This window comes from Desulfosarcina widdelii (genome assembly GCF_009688965.1).
Taxonomy (GTDB): Bacteria; Desulfobacterota; Desulfobacteria; order Desulfobacterales; family Desulfosarcinaceae; genus Desulfosarcina; species Desulfosarcina widdelii.
In genome coordinates, this window is the sequence record NZ_AP021875.1 from 359,092 (window position 1) to 376,502 (window position 17,411).

Annotated in this window: 14 protein-coding genes and 1 pseudogene; all 15 read left to right on the forward strand. The window is 50.3% G+C overall.

Annotation, left to right across the window (positions count from 1 at the left end; all coding sequences use genetic code 11):
* Nucleotides 1-98 precede the first annotated feature (98 nt).
* Nucleotides 99-1,679, forward strand: coding sequence for an XrtA system polysaccharide chain length determinant (locus GN111_RS01675; RefSeq protein ID WP_155302085.1), 1,581 nt, complete (start codon nt 99-101; stop codon nt 1,677-1,679).
* A 47-nt stretch (nt 1,680-1,726) separates the two neighbouring features.
* Nucleotides 1,727-2,539 (forward strand): CpsD/CapB family tyrosine-protein kinase, encoded by an 813-nt coding sequence (locus GN111_RS01680; protein WP_231715645.1) that lies wholly within the window; start codon nt 1,727-1,729, stop codon nt 2,537-2,539.
* A gap of 139 nt (nt 2,540-2,678) precedes the next feature.
* Nucleotides 2,679-4,073, forward strand: coding sequence for a TIGR03013 family XrtA/PEP-CTERM system glycosyltransferase (locus tag GN111_RS01685; RefSeq protein WP_155302087.1), 1,395 nt, complete (start codon nt 2,679-2,681; stop codon nt 4,071-4,073).
* 816 nt (nt 4,074-4,889) lie between these two features.
* The gene (locus GN111_RS01690; protein WP_155302088.1) at nt 4,890-5,912 is read left to right on the forward strand and encodes an NAD-dependent epimerase; all 1,023 of its coding nucleotides are present in this window, start codon (nt 4,890-4,892) and stop codon (nt 5,910-5,912) included.
* A gap of 194 nt (nt 5,913-6,106) precedes the next feature.
* Nucleotides 6,107-6,250 (forward strand): annotated as a pseudogene (locus GN111_RS34325) (four helix bundle protein); the annotation flags it as partial.
* A gap of 80 nt (nt 6,251-6,330) precedes the next feature.
* A protein-coding gene (locus tag GN111_RS01700) for an IS3 family transposase (RefSeq protein WP_231715477.1) occupies nt 6,331-7,487 on the forward strand; the annotation gives its coding sequence in 2 pieces (ribosomal slippage) (nt 6,331-6,589 and nt 6,589-7,487; 1,158 coding nt in all).
* A gap of 31 nt (nt 7,488-7,518) precedes the next feature.
* A complete protein-coding gene (locus GN111_RS34330; protein WP_155307881.1) occupies nt 7,519-7,749 on the forward strand; it encodes a four helix bundle protein in 231 nt (76 codons plus the stop codon).
* An 85-nt stretch (nt 7,750-7,834) separates the two neighbouring features.
* Nucleotides 7,835-8,404: a polysaccharide biosynthesis/export family protein gene (locus GN111_RS01710; RefSeq protein WP_155302090.1), complete on the forward strand. Its 570-nt coding sequence runs from the start codon at nt 7,835-7,837 to the stop codon at nt 8,402-8,404.
* Nucleotides 8,405-8,865: 461 nt separating this feature from the next.
* Complete coding sequence (locus tag GN111_RS01715; protein ID WP_155302091.1) at nt 8,866-10,137, forward strand: outer membrane beta-barrel protein; 1,272 nt, start codon at nt 8,866-8,868, stop codon at nt 10,135-10,137.
* Between the two features lie 195 nt (nt 10,138-10,332).
* Nucleotides 10,333-11,319, forward strand: a complete 987-nt coding sequence (locus tag GN111_RS01720) for a DUF3473 domain-containing protein (protein ID WP_155302092.1) — start codon at nt 10,333-10,335, stop codon at nt 11,317-11,319.
* Nucleotides 11,320-11,408: 89 nt separating this feature from the next.
* Nucleotides 11,409-12,755, forward strand: coding sequence for a UDP-glucose dehydrogenase family protein (locus GN111_RS01725; protein ID WP_155302093.1), 1,347 nt, complete (start codon nt 11,409-11,411; stop codon nt 12,753-12,755).
* 388 nt (nt 12,756-13,143) lie between these two features.
* A complete protein-coding gene (gene nadE, locus GN111_RS01730; RefSeq protein WP_155302094.1) occupies nt 13,144-14,130 on the forward strand; it encodes an NAD(+) synthase in 987 nt (328 codons plus the stop codon).
* A gap of 290 nt (nt 14,131-14,420) precedes the next feature.
* Complete coding sequence (locus GN111_RS01735; RefSeq protein ID WP_155302095.1) at nt 14,421-14,807, forward strand: GxxExxY protein; 387 nt, start codon at nt 14,421-14,423, stop codon at nt 14,805-14,807.
* A 316-nt stretch (nt 14,808-15,123) separates the two neighbouring features.
* Nucleotides 15,124-15,369, forward strand: coding sequence for an acyl carrier protein (locus GN111_RS01740; RefSeq protein WP_155302096.1), 246 nt, complete (start codon nt 15,124-15,126; stop codon nt 15,367-15,369).
* Nucleotides 15,370-15,726: 357 nt separating this feature from the next.
* Nucleotides 15,727-17,319, forward strand: coding sequence for a class I adenylate-forming enzyme family protein (locus GN111_RS01745; protein WP_155302097.1), 1,593 nt, complete (start codon nt 15,727-15,729; stop codon nt 17,317-17,319).
* The last annotated feature ends 92 nt before the right edge of the window (nt 17,320-17,411 follow it).

A 17,411-nucleotide genomic window follows, 5' to 3' on the forward strand; every position in this document is an offset into this window, starting at 1 on the left:
TGGTTTGTAGACAAGGCAACCAATTAAACTAATTGAACCAATACAACTAACGCAACCAATTGGTTCAATTGAACGAATAAACAAACCGAAGGTAAAATATGTCTTCCCAACCCATACCCACAGACCCCAAATATATCATCGATCTGGTCATTAAGCGGCGCTGGTTTGTAATGGTTCCGTTTGCTCTGGCGATGATTGTGGGGATTTATCTGTCCATAACACTTCCCAAAATTTATGAAGCCAGTACCCTGATTCTGATTCAGCCTCAGCGAGTACCGCAGAACTACGTACAGTCGATTGTCGAATCCGATCCTAGTGAACGTATCAATACCCTGTCTCAGCAGGTTCTAAGTCGAACCAATCTTGAGAATATTATCAGTGATTTCAAGCTATTTTCATCTCCTGATAGTAGATCCATGTATCTTGAAGACAAGATCGGCAGTTTGCGTAAAAGAATTTCCGTGAATGTTTCCAGGGATCGGCGAGGTAGTGACGCTTTTTCAATAACGTTTCAGGGCAAAAATCCGGAGACGGTTATGAAGGTCACTAACGCGCTGGCCGCCTTTTTCATCGATGAGAATCTACGGCTGCGTGAAGCGCAGGCCGTAGGCACCAGCGATTTCCTGGATGCCGAACTCCAGAATATGAAAAGTCGACTGGAGGAAGTTGAGGGCCAATTGAAGCGATATCGAGAGGCTTACATGGGAGAACTACCTGAACAACTGGACTCCAACCTAAGAATCCTTGACCGGCTTCAAGAGCATTTGAGTGAAAGTCAACAAAACCTCAGCGAGGCCAAGATCAGGCTAGTGGCCATCCAAAATGAAGCCGCCGCTTCGCGGGAACAAGCCACGACCGTCATCATCGGCCAGAACACGCCCCAGGAACCCACGGATCTCGATCAGATGAGAGCGCAACTGGAAAACCTGCTCAGCCGATACACCGAGCGTCATCCGGATGTGGTCAGGCTTAAAGCCAGAATCGCAGAATTGGAAAAACAGAACCAGGCTGAAGCCAATTCAGAAGTGGGTGATGCTGATGCGGATCGCAATCAGGCGGCTATGTTGTCACCGGAATATCGCACCCAATACAACGAGGTCGTTCAGGAGATGGCTCGGCTGAATGCGGACATTGAAGACACAAAACGCCAGATCAGCGTCTATCAGAAGCGGGTCGAGAACACCCCCAAAAGAGAACAGGAACTTCTCAGTTTAAGGCGCGACTACCAGAATATTCAATCTACGTACGATTCACTGCTGGAAAGAAAACTGGAAGCGGAGATCGCCGTGAACATGGAGCGCAAGCAAAAGGGCGAACAGTTCAGGGTTCTTGATCCGGCAAAGCTCCCCCAGAAACCGGTCAAGCCGGATATGCGCAAACTCTTCATTATGGTCGTCGGTGCCGGGTTGGGGATCGGCGGGGGAATTATCTTCCTCTTGGAGTTTCTAAGCAACTCTTTCAAGCGCCCCGAAGATATAGAAGAGGAGTTGGAGTTGCCGGTATTGTGTTCGGTTCCGCAGATTATAGACCCGAAGACCCGCATGCTGAAACGGTTGGAATATGCCTTGTGTGCAATTTTCGGATGCATTTCGATTGCCCTTTTTGGTGGGTTTGCACTCCTGTCCCAAAAAGGTGTCGAATCGACCTTGGAAATGATTAGAAAAATATCGAATATATAGGAACACAAATGGGAAAGATCCACGATGCCCTTGAAAAATCCGGTCGGGTGAATGACCTGAAGGTCGTTACGGCAGTTGATTCTGAACCTGCCGAGGCACAGGCTGTAAAGAAAGAAGCCAAGGTCATGAAAACCCCAACAGTAGCGAAAGAGAAATCATCCGCTTTCGGGAAGATAGATCCGCATTTGATCACCTACCATGATCCGGTCAGCGTAGAGGCTGAGATCTTCAAAATCCTGCGCACCAACATTCTTTTCCCCAAAACGGGCCATCCCCCCCGCACGATCATGGTGACCAGTGCGATTCCGGGTGACGGCAAATCCTTTGTTGCCGCCAACCTGGCCATCAGCATCGCCCAGGGAATTGAAGAACATGTGCTGCTGATGGATTGCGACATGCGTCGATCAAGCATCCATAGCCGGTTTGGCTATCGTGACACGGTCCCTGGCCTGAGCGACTATTTGGCCAAAAAGCAGCCGTTGGAAAAATTGCTTAAAAAGACCGTTGTTGAAAAACTGACTATTTTACCTGGCGGAACACCACCTCATAATCCAGCCGAGCTGCTGTCCAGCCAGGCAATGAAAAATCTGCTCAAGGAGACCAAAGAACGCTATAAAGACCGCTATATTATCGTTGATTCGCCGCCGCCCCAGTTGACGGCTGAAACTGCTGCTTTGGCCAAAACCATCGATGCAATCATTGTTGTCGTCAAATATGACTCCACACCAAAAGACCTGGTTAAAGAATTGATTGAGAAAATGGGAAGGGAAAAGGTGATCGGTGTGGTGATGAACGGCTATCGTGTGCCGACAACGGATCGGTATGGTTACGGAAAGTACAAGAAATATAAGAAATATTAGAAACAGTTGCTTGGTTGGTTCGTTGAGTTCGTTCAATTGGTTATAGTGAGATTTGCTCGGTTCGATTCGTTGAAAAACCAATAAAACCAAACAACCAACTTAACCAACGAAACAAACTGCCTGAAAGGCAGAGTTTGCCATGCTTCGAATCTTTAAACAATACTATCCGGTTCGAAATGCATTCTTCGTGGTCGGGGAAGGATTGTTTATCTTCTTTTCCGTCATCATTTCCAGTTGGCTGCTGATCGGTCACGAATTTTTCATTGAGGACCATGCGCTGTTGCTCAAGACGCTGCTGATTTCCGTGGTTTGCCAGCTTTTCCTTTATTACAATGATTTATACGACCTCAATGTGACCGATACGTACCAGGAATTGTTTATTCGTTTGCTTCAGGCACTTGGCGCATCGGCCATTTTTTTGGCGATCATCTATTTCCTGTTTCCCGCATGTATCATTGGCAGGGGCATTTTCATTCTTAGCATCTGTTTTGTGATTACCTTCATTGTGCTTTGGCGGGTGGGCTACACGCACGTTCTCAACCGTGGGCTGTTTGACAAAAAGATTGTTCTGCTGGGCTCTGGTGAATTGGCCGGAAATATAGCCAAGGAAATTAGCGACAGCAAAGATTGCGGTTATCGAATTGCTGCGGTGGTCAATGGCCAAAACATTGATGAACAACGCTTTAAAGGCGTTTCAGCCAGAATATGCAAAAACGGATACGACGGCCTTTGCAAAGAGGCCAAGGAACTGAAAATTGACAAGATCGTTGTGGCTATCGAAGAACGGCGAATCGGTTTTCCCATCCGCCAGTTGCTGCAGTGCCGCGTGGACGGCATCGAGGTGATCGAGGGTACCAGTTTTTATGAAATGCTGACCGGCAAGTTGATCGTTGAGAAAATCAATCCCAGTTGGCTGATTTTCTCCGAAGGCTTCAGAAAATCGTGGATGCGCCGGGTGATCAAGAGAACCGGTGACTTGCTGCTCTCCATCATCATGCTGATCCTTTTGGCTCCGATACTGATTGTTGTGGCCATTTTGATCAAACTGGACTCCAAAGGGCCTGTATTTTTCTCTCAGGAAAGGGTGGGAGAAAAAAGAAAACCATACATGGTCCACAAATTTCGATCCATGGTCCAGGATGCGGAGAAGCAAAGCGGGCCGGTATGGGCGCAATCCAACGACAGCCGGGTAACGCGTGTCGGCAGGTTTATTCGCAAATGGCGCATCGACGAATTCCCTCAGCTGTTTAATGTAATCAAAGGGGAGATGAGCTTTGTGGGACCGCGGCCGGAACGGGAATTTTTCGTCAAGGAATTGGAGGAAGCCATTCCCTACTATGGAGAGCGCTTTTCCGTAAAGCCCGGTGTCACCGGATGGGCCCAGGTAAGCTACCCGTACGGCGCTTCCGTCGAAGACGCCAAAGAGAAGCTGAACTACGACCTGTTTTACATCAAGAACATGTCGATTTTTATGGATATGATGGTCGTTATGCGTACGGTGAAGACAGTACTGTTTGGAGAAGGAGCGCGCTGATAATTTTTACTTATCAGCGTGTTGGTTAGTCATGTTGATTGGTTTGATTGGTTGAGTTGGTTGGCTGGAAGGATGCAACCGATAAACAAGACCTAGTTCCCGCCTAAAAGGCAATAAAAATAATAAAGTTTCAAGTGGTTAGCAAGATAATCGTCTTGTTTCCCACCAAGCGGAGCTATGTGAATCGGCCCAAGGCCGATTCAATTTTAAATTATGAATTCTTAATTCTGAATTAAAGAAGCGAAACGGCTCACCAATTCAAAATTGTTCATGCCCACGGCAGTCCTTTCGGATCCACATGCTTAAAATAATGGGACACGGATTTTCGCGGATAAACGCGGATCAAAAAAAGGTGTGTGGCCTCCGGCCGAAAAGGATCGTATTTATAATGAGATACCTGTGCAAAACAAATTTAGCCAAAGAAGCAATGTGTCAGCGTAGCTGACAATTTTATGTCCAATCCGCGTTTATCCGCGTTCATCCGTGTCCCATTAAAAGGTCTTTCTATCTGAAGGCTGTTTTTAACACTCGCCCGTGTGTATCCGTGGCTAATGCTGAAAATAGGCGCCGACTCAAACAGGGATGTCCAGACAAAAACGATTTCGCAGAGATGCAAAGACTCCAGAACCATGATTTTCTCTCCCCGAAGGGGACAAAACAACCCTCTGCGTCCTCTGCGCCTCGAACGAAGTGGGCGGTAATTTCTTAAAGCCGCAGGCTGCTTTAAAGCTTGTCCATGTAAGTCTGTATGTGTCCGTGGCTAAAAACGTTGCACCTGTGTGGTTCTACGAATCGGTTCCCAAAAAGGAATATTGAATGAAACTTGATTTCGATTCTGCCCTAATTACCGGTACCGCCGGCTTCATCGGCTTTCACCTTTCCAAACGGCTGCTCGAAGATGGCTATCGGGTCTTGGGCGTCGACAATCTGAACGATTACTACGACCCACAACTCAAACAGGCCCGCCTTGAAATCCTGAAAAGCTTCACCGGCTTTTCCTTTTTCAGAACCGATTTGGCGGACAGCGACGGACTGGAGCGAATTTTTAAGGACGAACCGGTCGAAGTGGTGGTCAACCTGGCTGCCCAGGCCGGTGTCCGCTATTCGCTGACCAATCCACAAGCCTACGTGGAATCCAATCTGGTCGGTTTCGTCAATATTCTGGAGTGCTGCCGACACCATGCTGTCAAACACCTCGTTTTCGCCTCCTCCAGCTCCGTATATGGCGCCAACACCAACATGCCTTTTTCCGTTCATGACAATGTGGATCATCCCGTGTCATTGTATGCGGCCTCCAAGAAATCCAATGAACTGATGGCCCACACATACAGCCACTTGTTCGACCTGCCCTGCACCGGTCTGCGGTTCTTTACCGTCTATGGTCCCTGGGGACGGCCGGACATGGCGCTGTTCCTGTTCACCAAAGCAACTTTGGAAGGCAAACCCATCGATGTCTTCAATCACGGAAAAATGAAGCGGGACTTTACCTACATCGACGACATCGTTGAAGGCGTGGTCCGTGTGATGAAAAACCTTCCGGAATCCAATCCGGAATGGTCGGGAGATGCCCCCGACCCGGGTACGTCCTATGCCCGGTACAAAATTTACAACATCGGCAACAACAATCCCGTTGAGCTGATGGATTTTATCGAGGCCATCGAGAACGCACTGGGTAAAAAGGCCATAAAAAATTTCATGGACCTGCAGCCCGGTGATGTTCCGGCCACCTACGCCGATGTGGGCGATCTGATCAGGGATGTCGGTTTCAAGCCGGCCACTTCCATTGAAGAGGGAATCGTGCGGTTTGTGGAGTGGTACAAGAAATACTACAGGATGTAGTATTTCGAATCCAGAAGTCAGAAGACAGGAGACAGGAGCCAGAATCCAGAATTAAAAATTTCCGAAAATGTTGGTTCGTTTGATTCGTTAAGTTGGTTTGATTGGTTAGGGGACAGTAGAAACAGTTGATTGGTTAGATTGGTTTTGTTGGTTTGATTGGTTCAAGGATTGATTGGAACGCCAAGGGGTGACAAGTGGCGACGATAAAGCGTTTTGAAGATCTCGATTGTTGGAAAGAAGCAAGATTTCTTGTCCGTCGTGTCTATCGATTGACAAAAAAGGAAGGCTTCAAAAGGGATTTCGATTTAATCAGCCAAATCAGAAGAAGCGCTGTCTCTTCTATGGCCAACTGGATCATCTCAAAAAAGTGGACACACCGAACAGCCAAGTTGTATGAGGCAACAGGAGGTGTTCCACCATGGGAAAACGATTTGACAAAGAATTTAAAATCGAAGCGGTGCGACTGGCTTCGGAGCCAGGCAACACACAGTCCGAAATCGAACGCGACCTTGGCATCAGCCAAGGCATCATCAGTCGCTGGAAACGCGAGTTGCGTAATGATGGCGACCAGGCGTTTCCAGGTAAAGGCCGCCTCAAGCCAGACGACGATGAGTTGCGGCGTCTCAAGCGTGAAAACGAGCGACTTCGGCAGGAACGTGACATCTTAAAAAAAGCCGTGGCCATCTTCTCGGAGGACCCGAACAGATATTCGGGTTCATAGACGGGCACCGCACTCTTTGGAGTGTTGAGAAGATGTGCCGGGTTCTTTCGGTGTCTCGCAGCGGTTATTACCATTGGCGCAACCGTCCCGAGAGCAAACGGGCGATTGAGAATCGGCGCCTGGACGTTCACATCAAGGCCATTTTCAACAGACATAAAAGGCGCTGTGGCAGTCCGAAAATCACGGATGAACTCAACGACATGGGATTTCCAGTCAGCAAAAACCGGGTTGCCCGCAGAATGAAGGAAATGGGGCTGCGTTCGATCTATCGGCGCAAATATCGGACGACCACCGATTCGAAGCACTCCTATCCGGTCGCGAAGAATCTGTTGCAGCGCGATTTTACGGCGGACGGCCCTGATAAGACGTGGGTGTCGGATATCACCTATATCGCTACCGCACGTGGCTGGCTCTACCTGACGGTCTTTATCGATCTGTTTTCCCGTATGGTGGTCGGCTGGGCGCTGAGCAGTTCTTTGAGCACGGAAATGGTGCTTACAGCGCTTGCCCGCGGGATCCGCAAGCGTCGCCCCGGTCCCGGATTGATTATCCATTCGGATCGCGGGGTTCAGTATGCGTGCAAGGATTTTCGAAAAGTGTTGAATAAGCATGGTTTCGTTCAAAGCATGAGTCGCAAGGGCAACTGCTGGGACAACGCGGTGGCCGAGTCTTTTTTCGGCATCATCAAATCGGAATTGATTCACCATGAACGCTTCAAGGGGCCTCAAGACACCTTGAGGGCAATATTCGAGTACATTGAGATCTATTACAATCGGAAACGCAAACATTCTACATTGGGCTACAAAACCCCAGCCCAATTCGAACAGACCATGAAATCAGCAGTTTGCTTTTAACCGTGTCTACTTTTTTGGGGAAAGTCCAAACATCGCAGAAGGTTTTCATCGAAGCAGTTCGAAAGATTTTTTGAAATTTCTTGATTATTCTCGTTCATCCATAGCCGAAACCATAAGTCATGCTTATGTGGCATTGGATCAGAGCTATATCAATGAAAATGAAATGGAAGAGCTGAATGAATCTGGAAATACCGTATGGAAAAAGATCAATGGAATGATTGCATACCTCAAGCGATACCAACAAACAAACTCAACAAAATAACAAATCCAGCCAAATAACCAAAAAAACAAATTCAACCAACACAACGAATTCAACTAACATAACCAATCAACCATTGGAGCCTCATATGCGTAAAAAAATAGCAAGCTTGGGTATTCTCGCTGTATTGCTCTTCGCTGTACCGCAAACGGGTTTGTCTCAATCTCCAAAAGAATCCTACATTATCGGAAATGGAGACATTCTCGAGATTGTCACCTGGAAAGAAGAAGATTTCTCACGGGAGGAGATCATTGTACGGTTGGACGGAATGATTTCCTTTCCATTGCTGGACGACGTGATGGCAGCGGGTAAGACGCCGACCCAGTTGAAGCTGGACATTCAAGATGGATTGAAAGCGTATGTCTCGGAACCCCACGTGACCGTTACGATACGCAGTGCGGCCAGCAAACGATTCTACATCCTGGGCGAGGTGGTCAACACCGGCGAATACCCGCTTACCAAGAACCTGACCGTGTTGCAGGCCTTCGCCCTGGCCGGCGGATTTACCGAGTGGGCCTCGAAGAAGGAGATCATCCTGTTCAGGCGCGATCAGGGCAAGGAAACCGTCATTCGAATCGACTACAAAGATATTGTCAAGGGCAAGGATTTCAGCCAGAATGTCGAAATTCGTGCCGACGATACCATTGTCGTTCCTTGATTGATCAAATTGGCCACCGACCCACACAGACGGACACAAACAAAAAAAGATATCTCTCGCAGAGTCGCAAAGGGCACAAAGACATCAGATCGTTTAATTGGTTGATTGGTTAAATTGGTTGGATTGGTTTTGTTGGTTAAAAGCGATTGGATATGAGATATGCGATGTGTGATGTGTGATGTGAGGTCGCGCAGGGCTGAGAGCGGGGAGTTAGGAGCGGTTGGTTGGTTCGGTTGGTTCATTGGTTTTGTTGGTTGAAAGCTGTGATTCGTTGGTAGTAGGTGGTTGGTTGCAGGTTGCCGGTGGACAACCCCCAACCCGCTACTTAAATCCGTGTTCATCCGCGTTTATCCGTGTCCTGTAAAATGTCCTTCCAGCCGAAGGCTGATTAAACATATCCGTGTTAAACCTCTGCGCCCTCTGCGTCTCTGCGGTGCAAAATCAAAAAGGGATAAGCTGCGATGAAGAAAACTACTGGAATTGTCTTGGCTGTCATCATGTCGCTGTGTGCAGCGCCCCATCTCTACGCAGCAATGGAAATCACCCCGCGACTGAGCGTGGGGACGGAATACACCGATAACGTGCGGCTGGTTTCCGACGATGCCGAACCTGGTCCGGAGTCGGACTATATCACCTCGGTGACCCCCGGCATCACCATCGACCTTTCGGGAAGGCCAGCCGGCTTGGCCTTAAGCTATGATCCCTCCTATGTCGATTATTATGACGACACCTACGACGCATACTGGAGCCACGCCGCTTCGGCCGACGGGTGGTGGCAGGCCGCCCGCAACACCCGCTTGTCCCTGACCCATGCCTTTTTGCAGACGGAAGATCCCATTGACGAATACGATCTGACCATTCGTCGCAGCCGCAATACATATACGCGAAACACCACCAGCGCCAGAATCGACCATCAGTTCGGTGCGGAAAATACGGTTTACGCAGATGGCTCATACAGTTCACTGGAAAACGATGACCCCACCATAGAAGACAGCCAGAATTATGGCGGCGGCGCCGGTTTGACCTATTGGTTCAACATCCGTTGGGGCGTGGAAATCGGAGGGGATTACTATGAAGGCCGCTACGACGAAGGGTTGGACGACTACTCTGAAATTACCGGGCGTTTTCGGGGCAATCACCGCTTCAATCCTCATCTGACCGGATTTCTCTCTTACGAGCAAACCTTACACAGGCCCGTCGAAGATCTCGATCCGGATTATGATGTTTACGACGGTGCTGTGGGGATTGATTACGCCATCGGCCCGACCATGGACCTTACCGTGGGCGTTCACTATGTTTACCTGGACGTAGAGGATGGAGACAGTGAATCGGTAACGCCGGTTAATGTCAGCCTGACCAAACGGTTCCAGCGCGGGTCCATCAGCCTTTCCGGTGAAGGCGGGTATAATTACACATCTGTAACCGCAGAAGATCTTGGCGTCTACGAGTATTATGAAGCGAGCCTCACCGCAGATTACGGCTTCACCCGGCGGCTGACAGGGGATATCGAAGGCGTTTACGGCAGTCGCGACTATTTGGAAACCACACCCAGGCGAGAAGATGATACCCTCCGCGTCGGCTGCGGTCTTTCCTTTCAATTGCTGCGCTGGATGAGCGTGAGAGCCGGGTACACGTATCGGACGGTTGATTCGACAATTGATGCGGATGATTACAAAGAAAACCGGGCCTCGTTGATGGTTACCCTTGCGCCCGATCAGCCTTTTCGTTTTTGATTTCTTTACCGCCCGCTTCGCTCGAGTCGCAGAGTTCGCAAAGGTATTTTGTCTCCTTCGGAGAGATGATATCCAAAGATATAAGAAAGTTGTCCGATCTAAGACCTTTTCGGTTTTTCGGGCGAAGTCCGCAAAATATAGTTTCTCTTCGCGTCCTCTGCGTCTTTGCGGTGCAAATCATTACCTGAACTTCAAATGATCGAGTTGAACAGGAATCAGCAGAAATTTTTCTTATTTACCGTCGACGTCGAGGACTGGTTCCAGGTCGAGAATTTCAAAGCGTCGATCCCGTTTGACACCTGGAATGATAGGGAACTGCGGGTCGAGCAAAACACCCACAACCTCTTGGATTTGTTGGAGGACGTGGCGCCGGGTTCAAGGGGCCAAGGGTCCGATGGGTTGAGTGAAACCAACCAACGAATCGAACCAACAAACCAACTCAACCAACAAAATGTCCGCGCCACTTTCTTTGTGCTGGGGTGGGTGGCAAAAAAGCTACCGGGCCTGATCCGGGAGATCCACCAGCGGGGGCACGAAGTCGCTTCCCACGGCAGCAACCATCACCTGTGCACGGCCGAAAGCGCCGGATCGCTGCAAAAGGATCTTACAGGCAGCAAAGCACTCCTTGAAGATATCATCGGCAGCCGGGTTGTCGGTTACCGGGCACCCAGTTTTTCGATCAACGACGACGTTCTGAAGGTTATCGAGGCAGCCGGCTACCGATACGACGCCAGTTTCAACTCATTCGACAAGCACGGCCGATACGGCAGGATTTCCACCAACGGTTTCCGCAAAACAGGCATCGCCTATCAGATATCGGAATCTTTCTACGAAATCCCGATAAGCAACCTTACCATTCAAAATTCAACATTCAAAATTAAAAATTGGGTTCTCCCCCTCGGTGGCGGCGGCTACTTCCGTTTATTTCCCTATATGTTTTTTAAAAAAGGCATTCGAAAAATTCTGCAAAGGGACAGTGCCTACAGCTTCTACCTCCATCCCTGGGAAGTCGATCCCGGGCAGCCAAGGGTGAAAAACGCACCTGCTTCGTTTAGATTTCGACACTACATCAATCTGGCGTCAACAGAACGGAAAATACGAAAGATGTTTGACGACTTCCGGGATTGCCGGTTTGTGACGTGTGGGGAGTACCTTGAAAGTTTGGTGTTCAGTAGGCTCTGATTCGATGTTCGAAGTTGGACGTTCGATGTTCGACGTTCGTTAGTTTCATTAATCCTTCAACTTCCACCTAAATTCCCAAGGATTTCATCATGAACATCTGTATCGTCGGAACCGGTTACGTCGGCCTGGTGGCCGCGGCCTGCCTCAGCGAAATGGGCAACGACGTCACCTGCATCGATATCAATCCGGACGTAGTCGATCTTCTCAATTCCGGCAAGATTCATATCTTCGAACCGGGGCTCGAATCGCTGGTCAGCCGCAACGCGGCCGAGGGTCGGCTGACATTCAGCACGGATCTGGCCGAAGGAATGAAAGACGCCCTGTTCGTTTTCAGCTGTGTAGGTACGCCGTCGCGGCCGGACGGCTCCTGCGACCTCTCCTACGTGGATGAGGTGGCCGCCCAGATCGGGCAGATCATCGAGGATTACAAAATTATCATCAACAAATCCACGGTGCCGGTGGGGACAGCGGATCGGGTCAAGGAGATCATCGAATCCAAGTTGAAGGAAAGAGGAAAGCACGTTGAATTCGATGTGGTCTCCAACCCGGAATTTCTCAAGGAAGGCGACGCGGTCAACGACTTCATGAAACCGGATCGCGTAATCGTTGGCACGGACAACGTGCGCACGGCCAAGCTGCTGGAAACGCTCTACGCACCTTTTGCCCGCAGCCGGGACAAGATGATCGTCATGGGGGTGCGCAGCGCCGAGATGACCAAATACGCGGCCAACTGCATGCTGGCCACCAAGATTTCCTTCATGAACGAGGTGGCCAACATGTGCGAAACCGTGGGGGCCGACGTGCGCGAGGTGCGGGCCGGGATCGGCTCCGACCGGCGCATCGGCTATCACTTCATCTATCCGGGGGTGGGATACGGCGGTTCGTGTTTCCCCAAGGATGTGCGGGCATTGATCGATACGGCCAAAGCGTATGGCTGCATGTCGAGCCTTGTGGAGGCGGTGGATTCGGTCAACAACCGGCAGAAACGGATGCTGGCCGATAAGATTATTCGGTTTTTCGAGGAGCAGGGCGGCGTGGCCGGAAAAACCCTGGCCTTGTGGGGATTGGCCTTCAAAGCCAACACGGACGACATTCGCGAATCGGCCGCCCTGGATGTGATTCAGGTGTTGACCGATGCCGGCATGACGGTCAAGGCTTACGACCCGGTGGCCGGCGACAATGCGGCCAGAAAACTGGAAGGAAACGAGCTGGTGGCCGTATTGGAAAGCCAGTACGGTCCCGTCGAAGGGGCCGATGCCCTGGCCGTGATTACCGACTGGAACCAGTTCCGCAATCCGGATTTCACTCGTATCAAGAAAATACTCAAGACGCCCGTGGTGTTCGACGGCAGGAACCTGTATTCCCGCTCGTTTATGAAGGATATGGGCTTTTCCTACATCAGCATCGGGCGACAACCTGTTATAGCCGAAGACTGAATTTATCACCGCAGAGTCGCAGAGCACGCAGAGAAGATCGGTGAAATAGTCGGACACGGATTTTCGCGGATACACGCGGATAGAGCAGTTTTTTATCAGCGAAGCTGACCCCTTTACGACCGATCCGTGTTCATCCGCGTTTATCCGTGTCCCATTTAACGGTTTTCCAGTCGCAGGCTGACTAAAACTCGTCCGTGTGGTCCGTGTTTGTCTTTGGTTGAAAATAATAATGGCCATAACCGCACACCGACAAAAACAATCACCGCAGAGTCGCAGAGTACGCAGAGCCATGGTTTTCCTTTCCCCGAAGGGGACAACCACCCCTTTGCGATCTCCGCGTCTCGAGCGAAGCGGGCGGTAAAATAACAAATGTAAGCGAGGAAACAGCGTGAAACATTCATTTTCCAAAGACATCCTGAATATCGATGCGGCTAAAGAGGCTGACAACATCTGTGAACAAATCAGAGCGCTTTTGTCCAAACAGCTCAAGCGCCGGGGACTGGTCGTGGCCCTGTCCGGCGGTATCGACAGCAGCGTTTCCGTGGGGCTGGCGGCCAAAGCCATCGGTCCGGAAAAGGTCGTCGCCCTGCTGATGCCCGAACGCCACTCTTCGGACGACACCCTCGATCTGAGCAAGTCGGTTGCCGAAACCTTCGGGGTGAAGTGGTTCCACGAGGACATTTCCGGTGTACTGGAGGCGGTGGGCTTCTACCGCCGCTACGACGAGGCCGTGCGCAAGGCCATTCCCGAATACGGCGACGGTTGGAAATCCAAGATTGTCATCCCCAACGTGATGGAATCCAAGGGCTTCAACCTCTTTTCCATCGTCGCCCAGGCGCCCGACGGTTCCCGGGTTCAGAGGCGGCTGCCGCTGGACGCCTACCTGGAGATCGTTGCCGCCACCAACTTCAAGCAGCGCACCCGCAAAATGTTCGATTACTACTACGCGGATCGATTCAACTACGCCGTCGTGGGGACGCCCAACCGGCTCGAGTACGATCAGGGGTTCTTTGTCAAACTGGGGGATGGGGCTGCCGACATCAAGCCCATCGCGCATCTTTACAAATCCCAGGTCTATCAGATGGCGGCCCATCTCGGCGTTCCGGAAAAGATCCGCAATCGACCGCCGACGACCGACACCTACTCCATGCCCCAGGGGCAGGATGAGTTCTACTTCTCGTTGCCCTACGACAAGATGGACCTGTGCCTGTACGGCAGGAACAATGGCTACACGCCGGCAGACATTGCCGATGCATTGGGCCTTTCACCCGACCAGATCCAGCGGGTGTACGACGACATCGATACCAAGCGCGCTACCACGCGCTACCTGCACTTATCTCCGCAGCTGATCGAAGCGGTCCCCGAAATAAAATAAAGTGCACCGCCCGCTTCGCTCGAGACGCAGAGATCGCAGAGGTTTTCTAAGTTTCCCTAACGGGAAATAGATAACAAAAGAATCTTTGCAGGCTTTGCGTCTCCGCGGTGAAACGTAAACAATGGCGCACCGCCCGCTTCGCTCGAGGCGCAGAGATCGCAGAGGCATACTTATTCCCTTCGAGAAGAAAAAGCTATAAAATTTTATGATCTGCAACAACGATCTTCTTTTGGCCGTTGGCCAACAAAACAATCTTTGCGTACTTTGCGTCTCTGCGGTGAAAATTTAAAATGGACCTGAATCAATTATCCAACAAGATTGTCGGGGCGGCTATCGAAGTACACAAAGCACTTGGGCCAGGTTTGCTGGAATCCACTTATGAAGAATGCCTTTGCCACGAATTAAAATTACATGAGTTGCGATTTGATCGACAAGTATCCTTGCCCGTTAAATATAAAGGGCAAGAGCTTGATTGCGGTTATAGAATCGATGTCATTGTTGAACAATCTGTTATCCTTGAGTTAAAGGCGGTCGATACAGTCCTTCCTATTCATAAGGCTCAGCTATTAACTTATTTGAAACTGGCGAATCTACAACTTGGATTGCTATTGAATTTTAATACTTCCTTGATGCGAGACGGTATTTACAGAATGGTGAACAATTTCAAAAAAGACTGAAATTACCGCCCGCTCCGCTCGAGGCGCAGAGATCGCAGAGGGTTTTTAAGTTTCCCTATCGGGAAAGAGATAACAAAAGAATCTTGAAATTCAATTATCGACAACAACCTTCTTTTGGCCCTTGGCCAACAACAAAATCTTTGCGTACTTTGCGTCTCTGCGGTGAAAAACTGAATCTTACCGACCGCTCGGCTCGAGTCGTAAAGATCGCAGATGTTTTCTAAGTTTCCCTAACGGGAAATAGATAACAATAAATCTACTTTGCGTGCTTTGCGTCTCTGCGGTGCAAAAATAAAAAAGGAGTTATGAAATCAGAATGAGCGAGAAAAAAACAGAAATCAGAAACTTCATCATCGAGAATTTTCTCTTCGGCAACGCCAACGGGCTGAAAGACGACACCTCCTTCCTGGAAGAGGGCATCATCGATTCCACCGGCGTCCTGGAACTGGTCACCTTCCTGGAAGAGACTTACGAGATTCAGGTGGATGATGAGGAATTGATCCCGGAGAACCTGGATTCCATCGATAATGTCGCTGCCTATCTTGAACGGAAGACCGCTTAAGATCCTCACCGCCCTCTTCGCTCAAGGCGCAGAGAGCACAGAGGTTTTTAAATTTTCCTGACGGGAAGAAAAAGCTTTATAAATCGTGTAAGGTGCAACAACGATCTTCTTTTGGCCTTTGGCCAACAAAAAACCTCCGCGTACTTTGCGTCTTTGCGGTGAACGATTGGATCTTACCGCCCGCTTTGCTCGAGGCGCAGAGGTCGCAGAGGGTTAATCTATCCCTTCAGGAAGAAATTTGGAGCCCAATATCTGAATTTTTCAGATTAATTTTTTGTAGAACGATTTAAACTTTTCTTGGCCCTTGGCCATCGAAAAACCTCAGCGAACTCTGCGTCTCTGCGGTGAATATTTAAAATGCTGATCCATCATTTCTTAGAAAATTCCACCAAACGTTTCCCAGACAAACTGGCTGTCATCCACGAGAAGACCCGCGCCACCTACGGACAGGTCAACGCGGCAGCCGACCAGCTGGCCGCATTTCTGGTGAACCGGAGTGCCCTAAAGGGTGGCCGCGTCGTCATCCTGATGGAAAACAGCTTTGAGTACATCGTGGCTTACTACGGCATACTCAAAGCCGGAGGCGTCGCCGTACCGTTGAGCACCGACCTGAAGCCCGACGGTCTCAACCCGCTGCTGGCCGAACTCGAACCGACGGTCATCATTTCTTCCGCACGCTTCGAACGTCTGCTCCAGGCCTCGGATCTAAATGTTCCCAACCTCAACACCCTGATCATTCAAAATCCAAAGTTGAAATGGGTATGCGACAATCTATCAATTTTTAATTTCCAACAAGCTACAAGCTACAAACAACCCCCAATCCAAAACAACCCACAACCAACAAACCAATTTAACCAACGAACCAATGAAACCAATTTAGCCAACATCATCTATACCTCCGGCTCCACCGGCACCCCCAAAGGTGTCATGCTCACCCATGGCAACATTGTGGCCAACGCCGATTCCATCTGCCAGTACCTTCAGTTGGCCGACAGCGACATCCAGATGGTCGTGTTGCCCTTTTTTTACGTGATGGGCCAATCGTTGCTCAATACCATCTTCGCTGTTGGCGGTACCCTGGTGCTGAACAACAAGTTCGCGTTCCCGGCCACGGTGATCAACCAGATGATCGAAGAGAAGGTCACCCTTTTCTCCGGGGTGCCTTCCACTTACGCTTATTTACTCCACCGCTCACCACTTGCAACAAACAAAAAACGACTAACCAATTTACGCATGGTCACCCAGGCCGGCGGCCACATGGCCCGCTCGATCAAGACTGCCTTACGTGAGACGCTGCCGGCGCGCACGCAGATCTGCATCATGTACGGCGCAACGGAAGCATCGGCGCGGTTGACATGGTTGGATCCCCATTGGTTCGATCAGAAAATCGACTCTATCGGCCGGGCCATACCTGGCGTCATCTTGAAGATCCTCGATGCGAATGGTGCCGAAGTGCCCAGTGGCGAAAAGGGCGAAGTGGTGGCCAGCGGCCCCAACATCACCCGGGGATACTGGATGGATCCGCAGGCCACGGCCCGGGTGCTGGATGACCACGGTTACCACACTGGTGACATTGGATGGCGGGATGAAGAAGGGTTCATCTTTTTGGAGGGACGCAAGGACAACCTGCTCAAGGTCGGGGGCCACCGTATCAACCCCCAGGAGGTCGAGGATGCCCTGCTGGCCACCGAACTGGCCGTCGAGGCTGCCGTGGTGGGGGTCGCCGACGAACTGCTGGGGAAAAGACTGTCCGCCCTGGTCGTCCCCCTCAATGGCGATGCCGCTCCGGAAGCGATACTGGAAAAGTGCGCCGCACTTCTGCCCAAATACAAAATGCCGTCTGAATTGCGCTTTGTCCGTGCTCTGCCCAAGAATGCCAACGGCAAAGTCGATCGAGGGCGTTGCCTGGATGTATTCACCGCAGAGGTGCAGAGGACGTCGAGATTATAGGGAAAAAATTCAAGAATAAATCGGACACGGATTTTCGCGGATACACGCGGATAAAAGCTTGTTCTTTATGAGCGAAGCTGATTCTCTATACG

Bases quoted from the DNA above. Each gene is read 5' to 3' on its own strand.
- GN111_RS01685 (WP_155302087.1), top strand. From the start codon at position 2,679: ATGCTTCGAATCTTTAAACAATACTATCCGGTTCGAAATGCATTCTTC.
- GN111_RS01735 (WP_155302095.1), top strand. From the start codon at position 14,421: ATGGACCTGAATCAATTATCCAACAAGATTGTCGGGGCGGCTATCGAA.
- GN111_RS01715 (WP_155302091.1), top strand. From the start codon at position 8,866: ATGAAGAAAACTACTGGAATTGTCTTGGCTGTCATCATGTCGCTGTGT.
- GN111_RS01720 (WP_155302092.1), top strand. From the start codon at position 10,333: ATGATCGAGTTGAACAGGAATCAGCAGAAATTTTTCTTATTTACCGTC.
- GN111_RS01740 (WP_155302096.1), top strand. From the start codon at position 15,124: ATGAGCGAGAAAAAAACAGAAATCAGAAACTTCATCATCGAGAATTTT.
- GN111_RS01725 (WP_155302093.1), top strand. From the start codon at position 11,409: ATGAACATCTGTATCGTCGGAACCGGTTACGTCGGCCTGGTGGCCGCG.
- GN111_RS01675 (WP_155302085.1), top strand. From the start codon at position 99: ATGTCTTCCCAACCCATACCCACAGACCCCAAATATATCATCGATCTG.
- GN111_RS01710 (WP_155302090.1), top strand. From the start codon at position 7,835: ATGCGTAAAAAAATAGCAAGCTTGGGTATTCTCGCTGTATTGCTCTTC.
- GN111_RS01690 (WP_155302088.1), top strand. From the start codon at position 4,890: ATGAAACTTGATTTCGATTCTGCCCTAATTACCGGTACCGCCGGCTTC.
- GN111_RS01745 (WP_155302097.1), top strand. From the start codon at position 15,727: ATGCTGATCCATCATTTCTTAGAAAATTCCACCAAACGTTTCCCAGAC.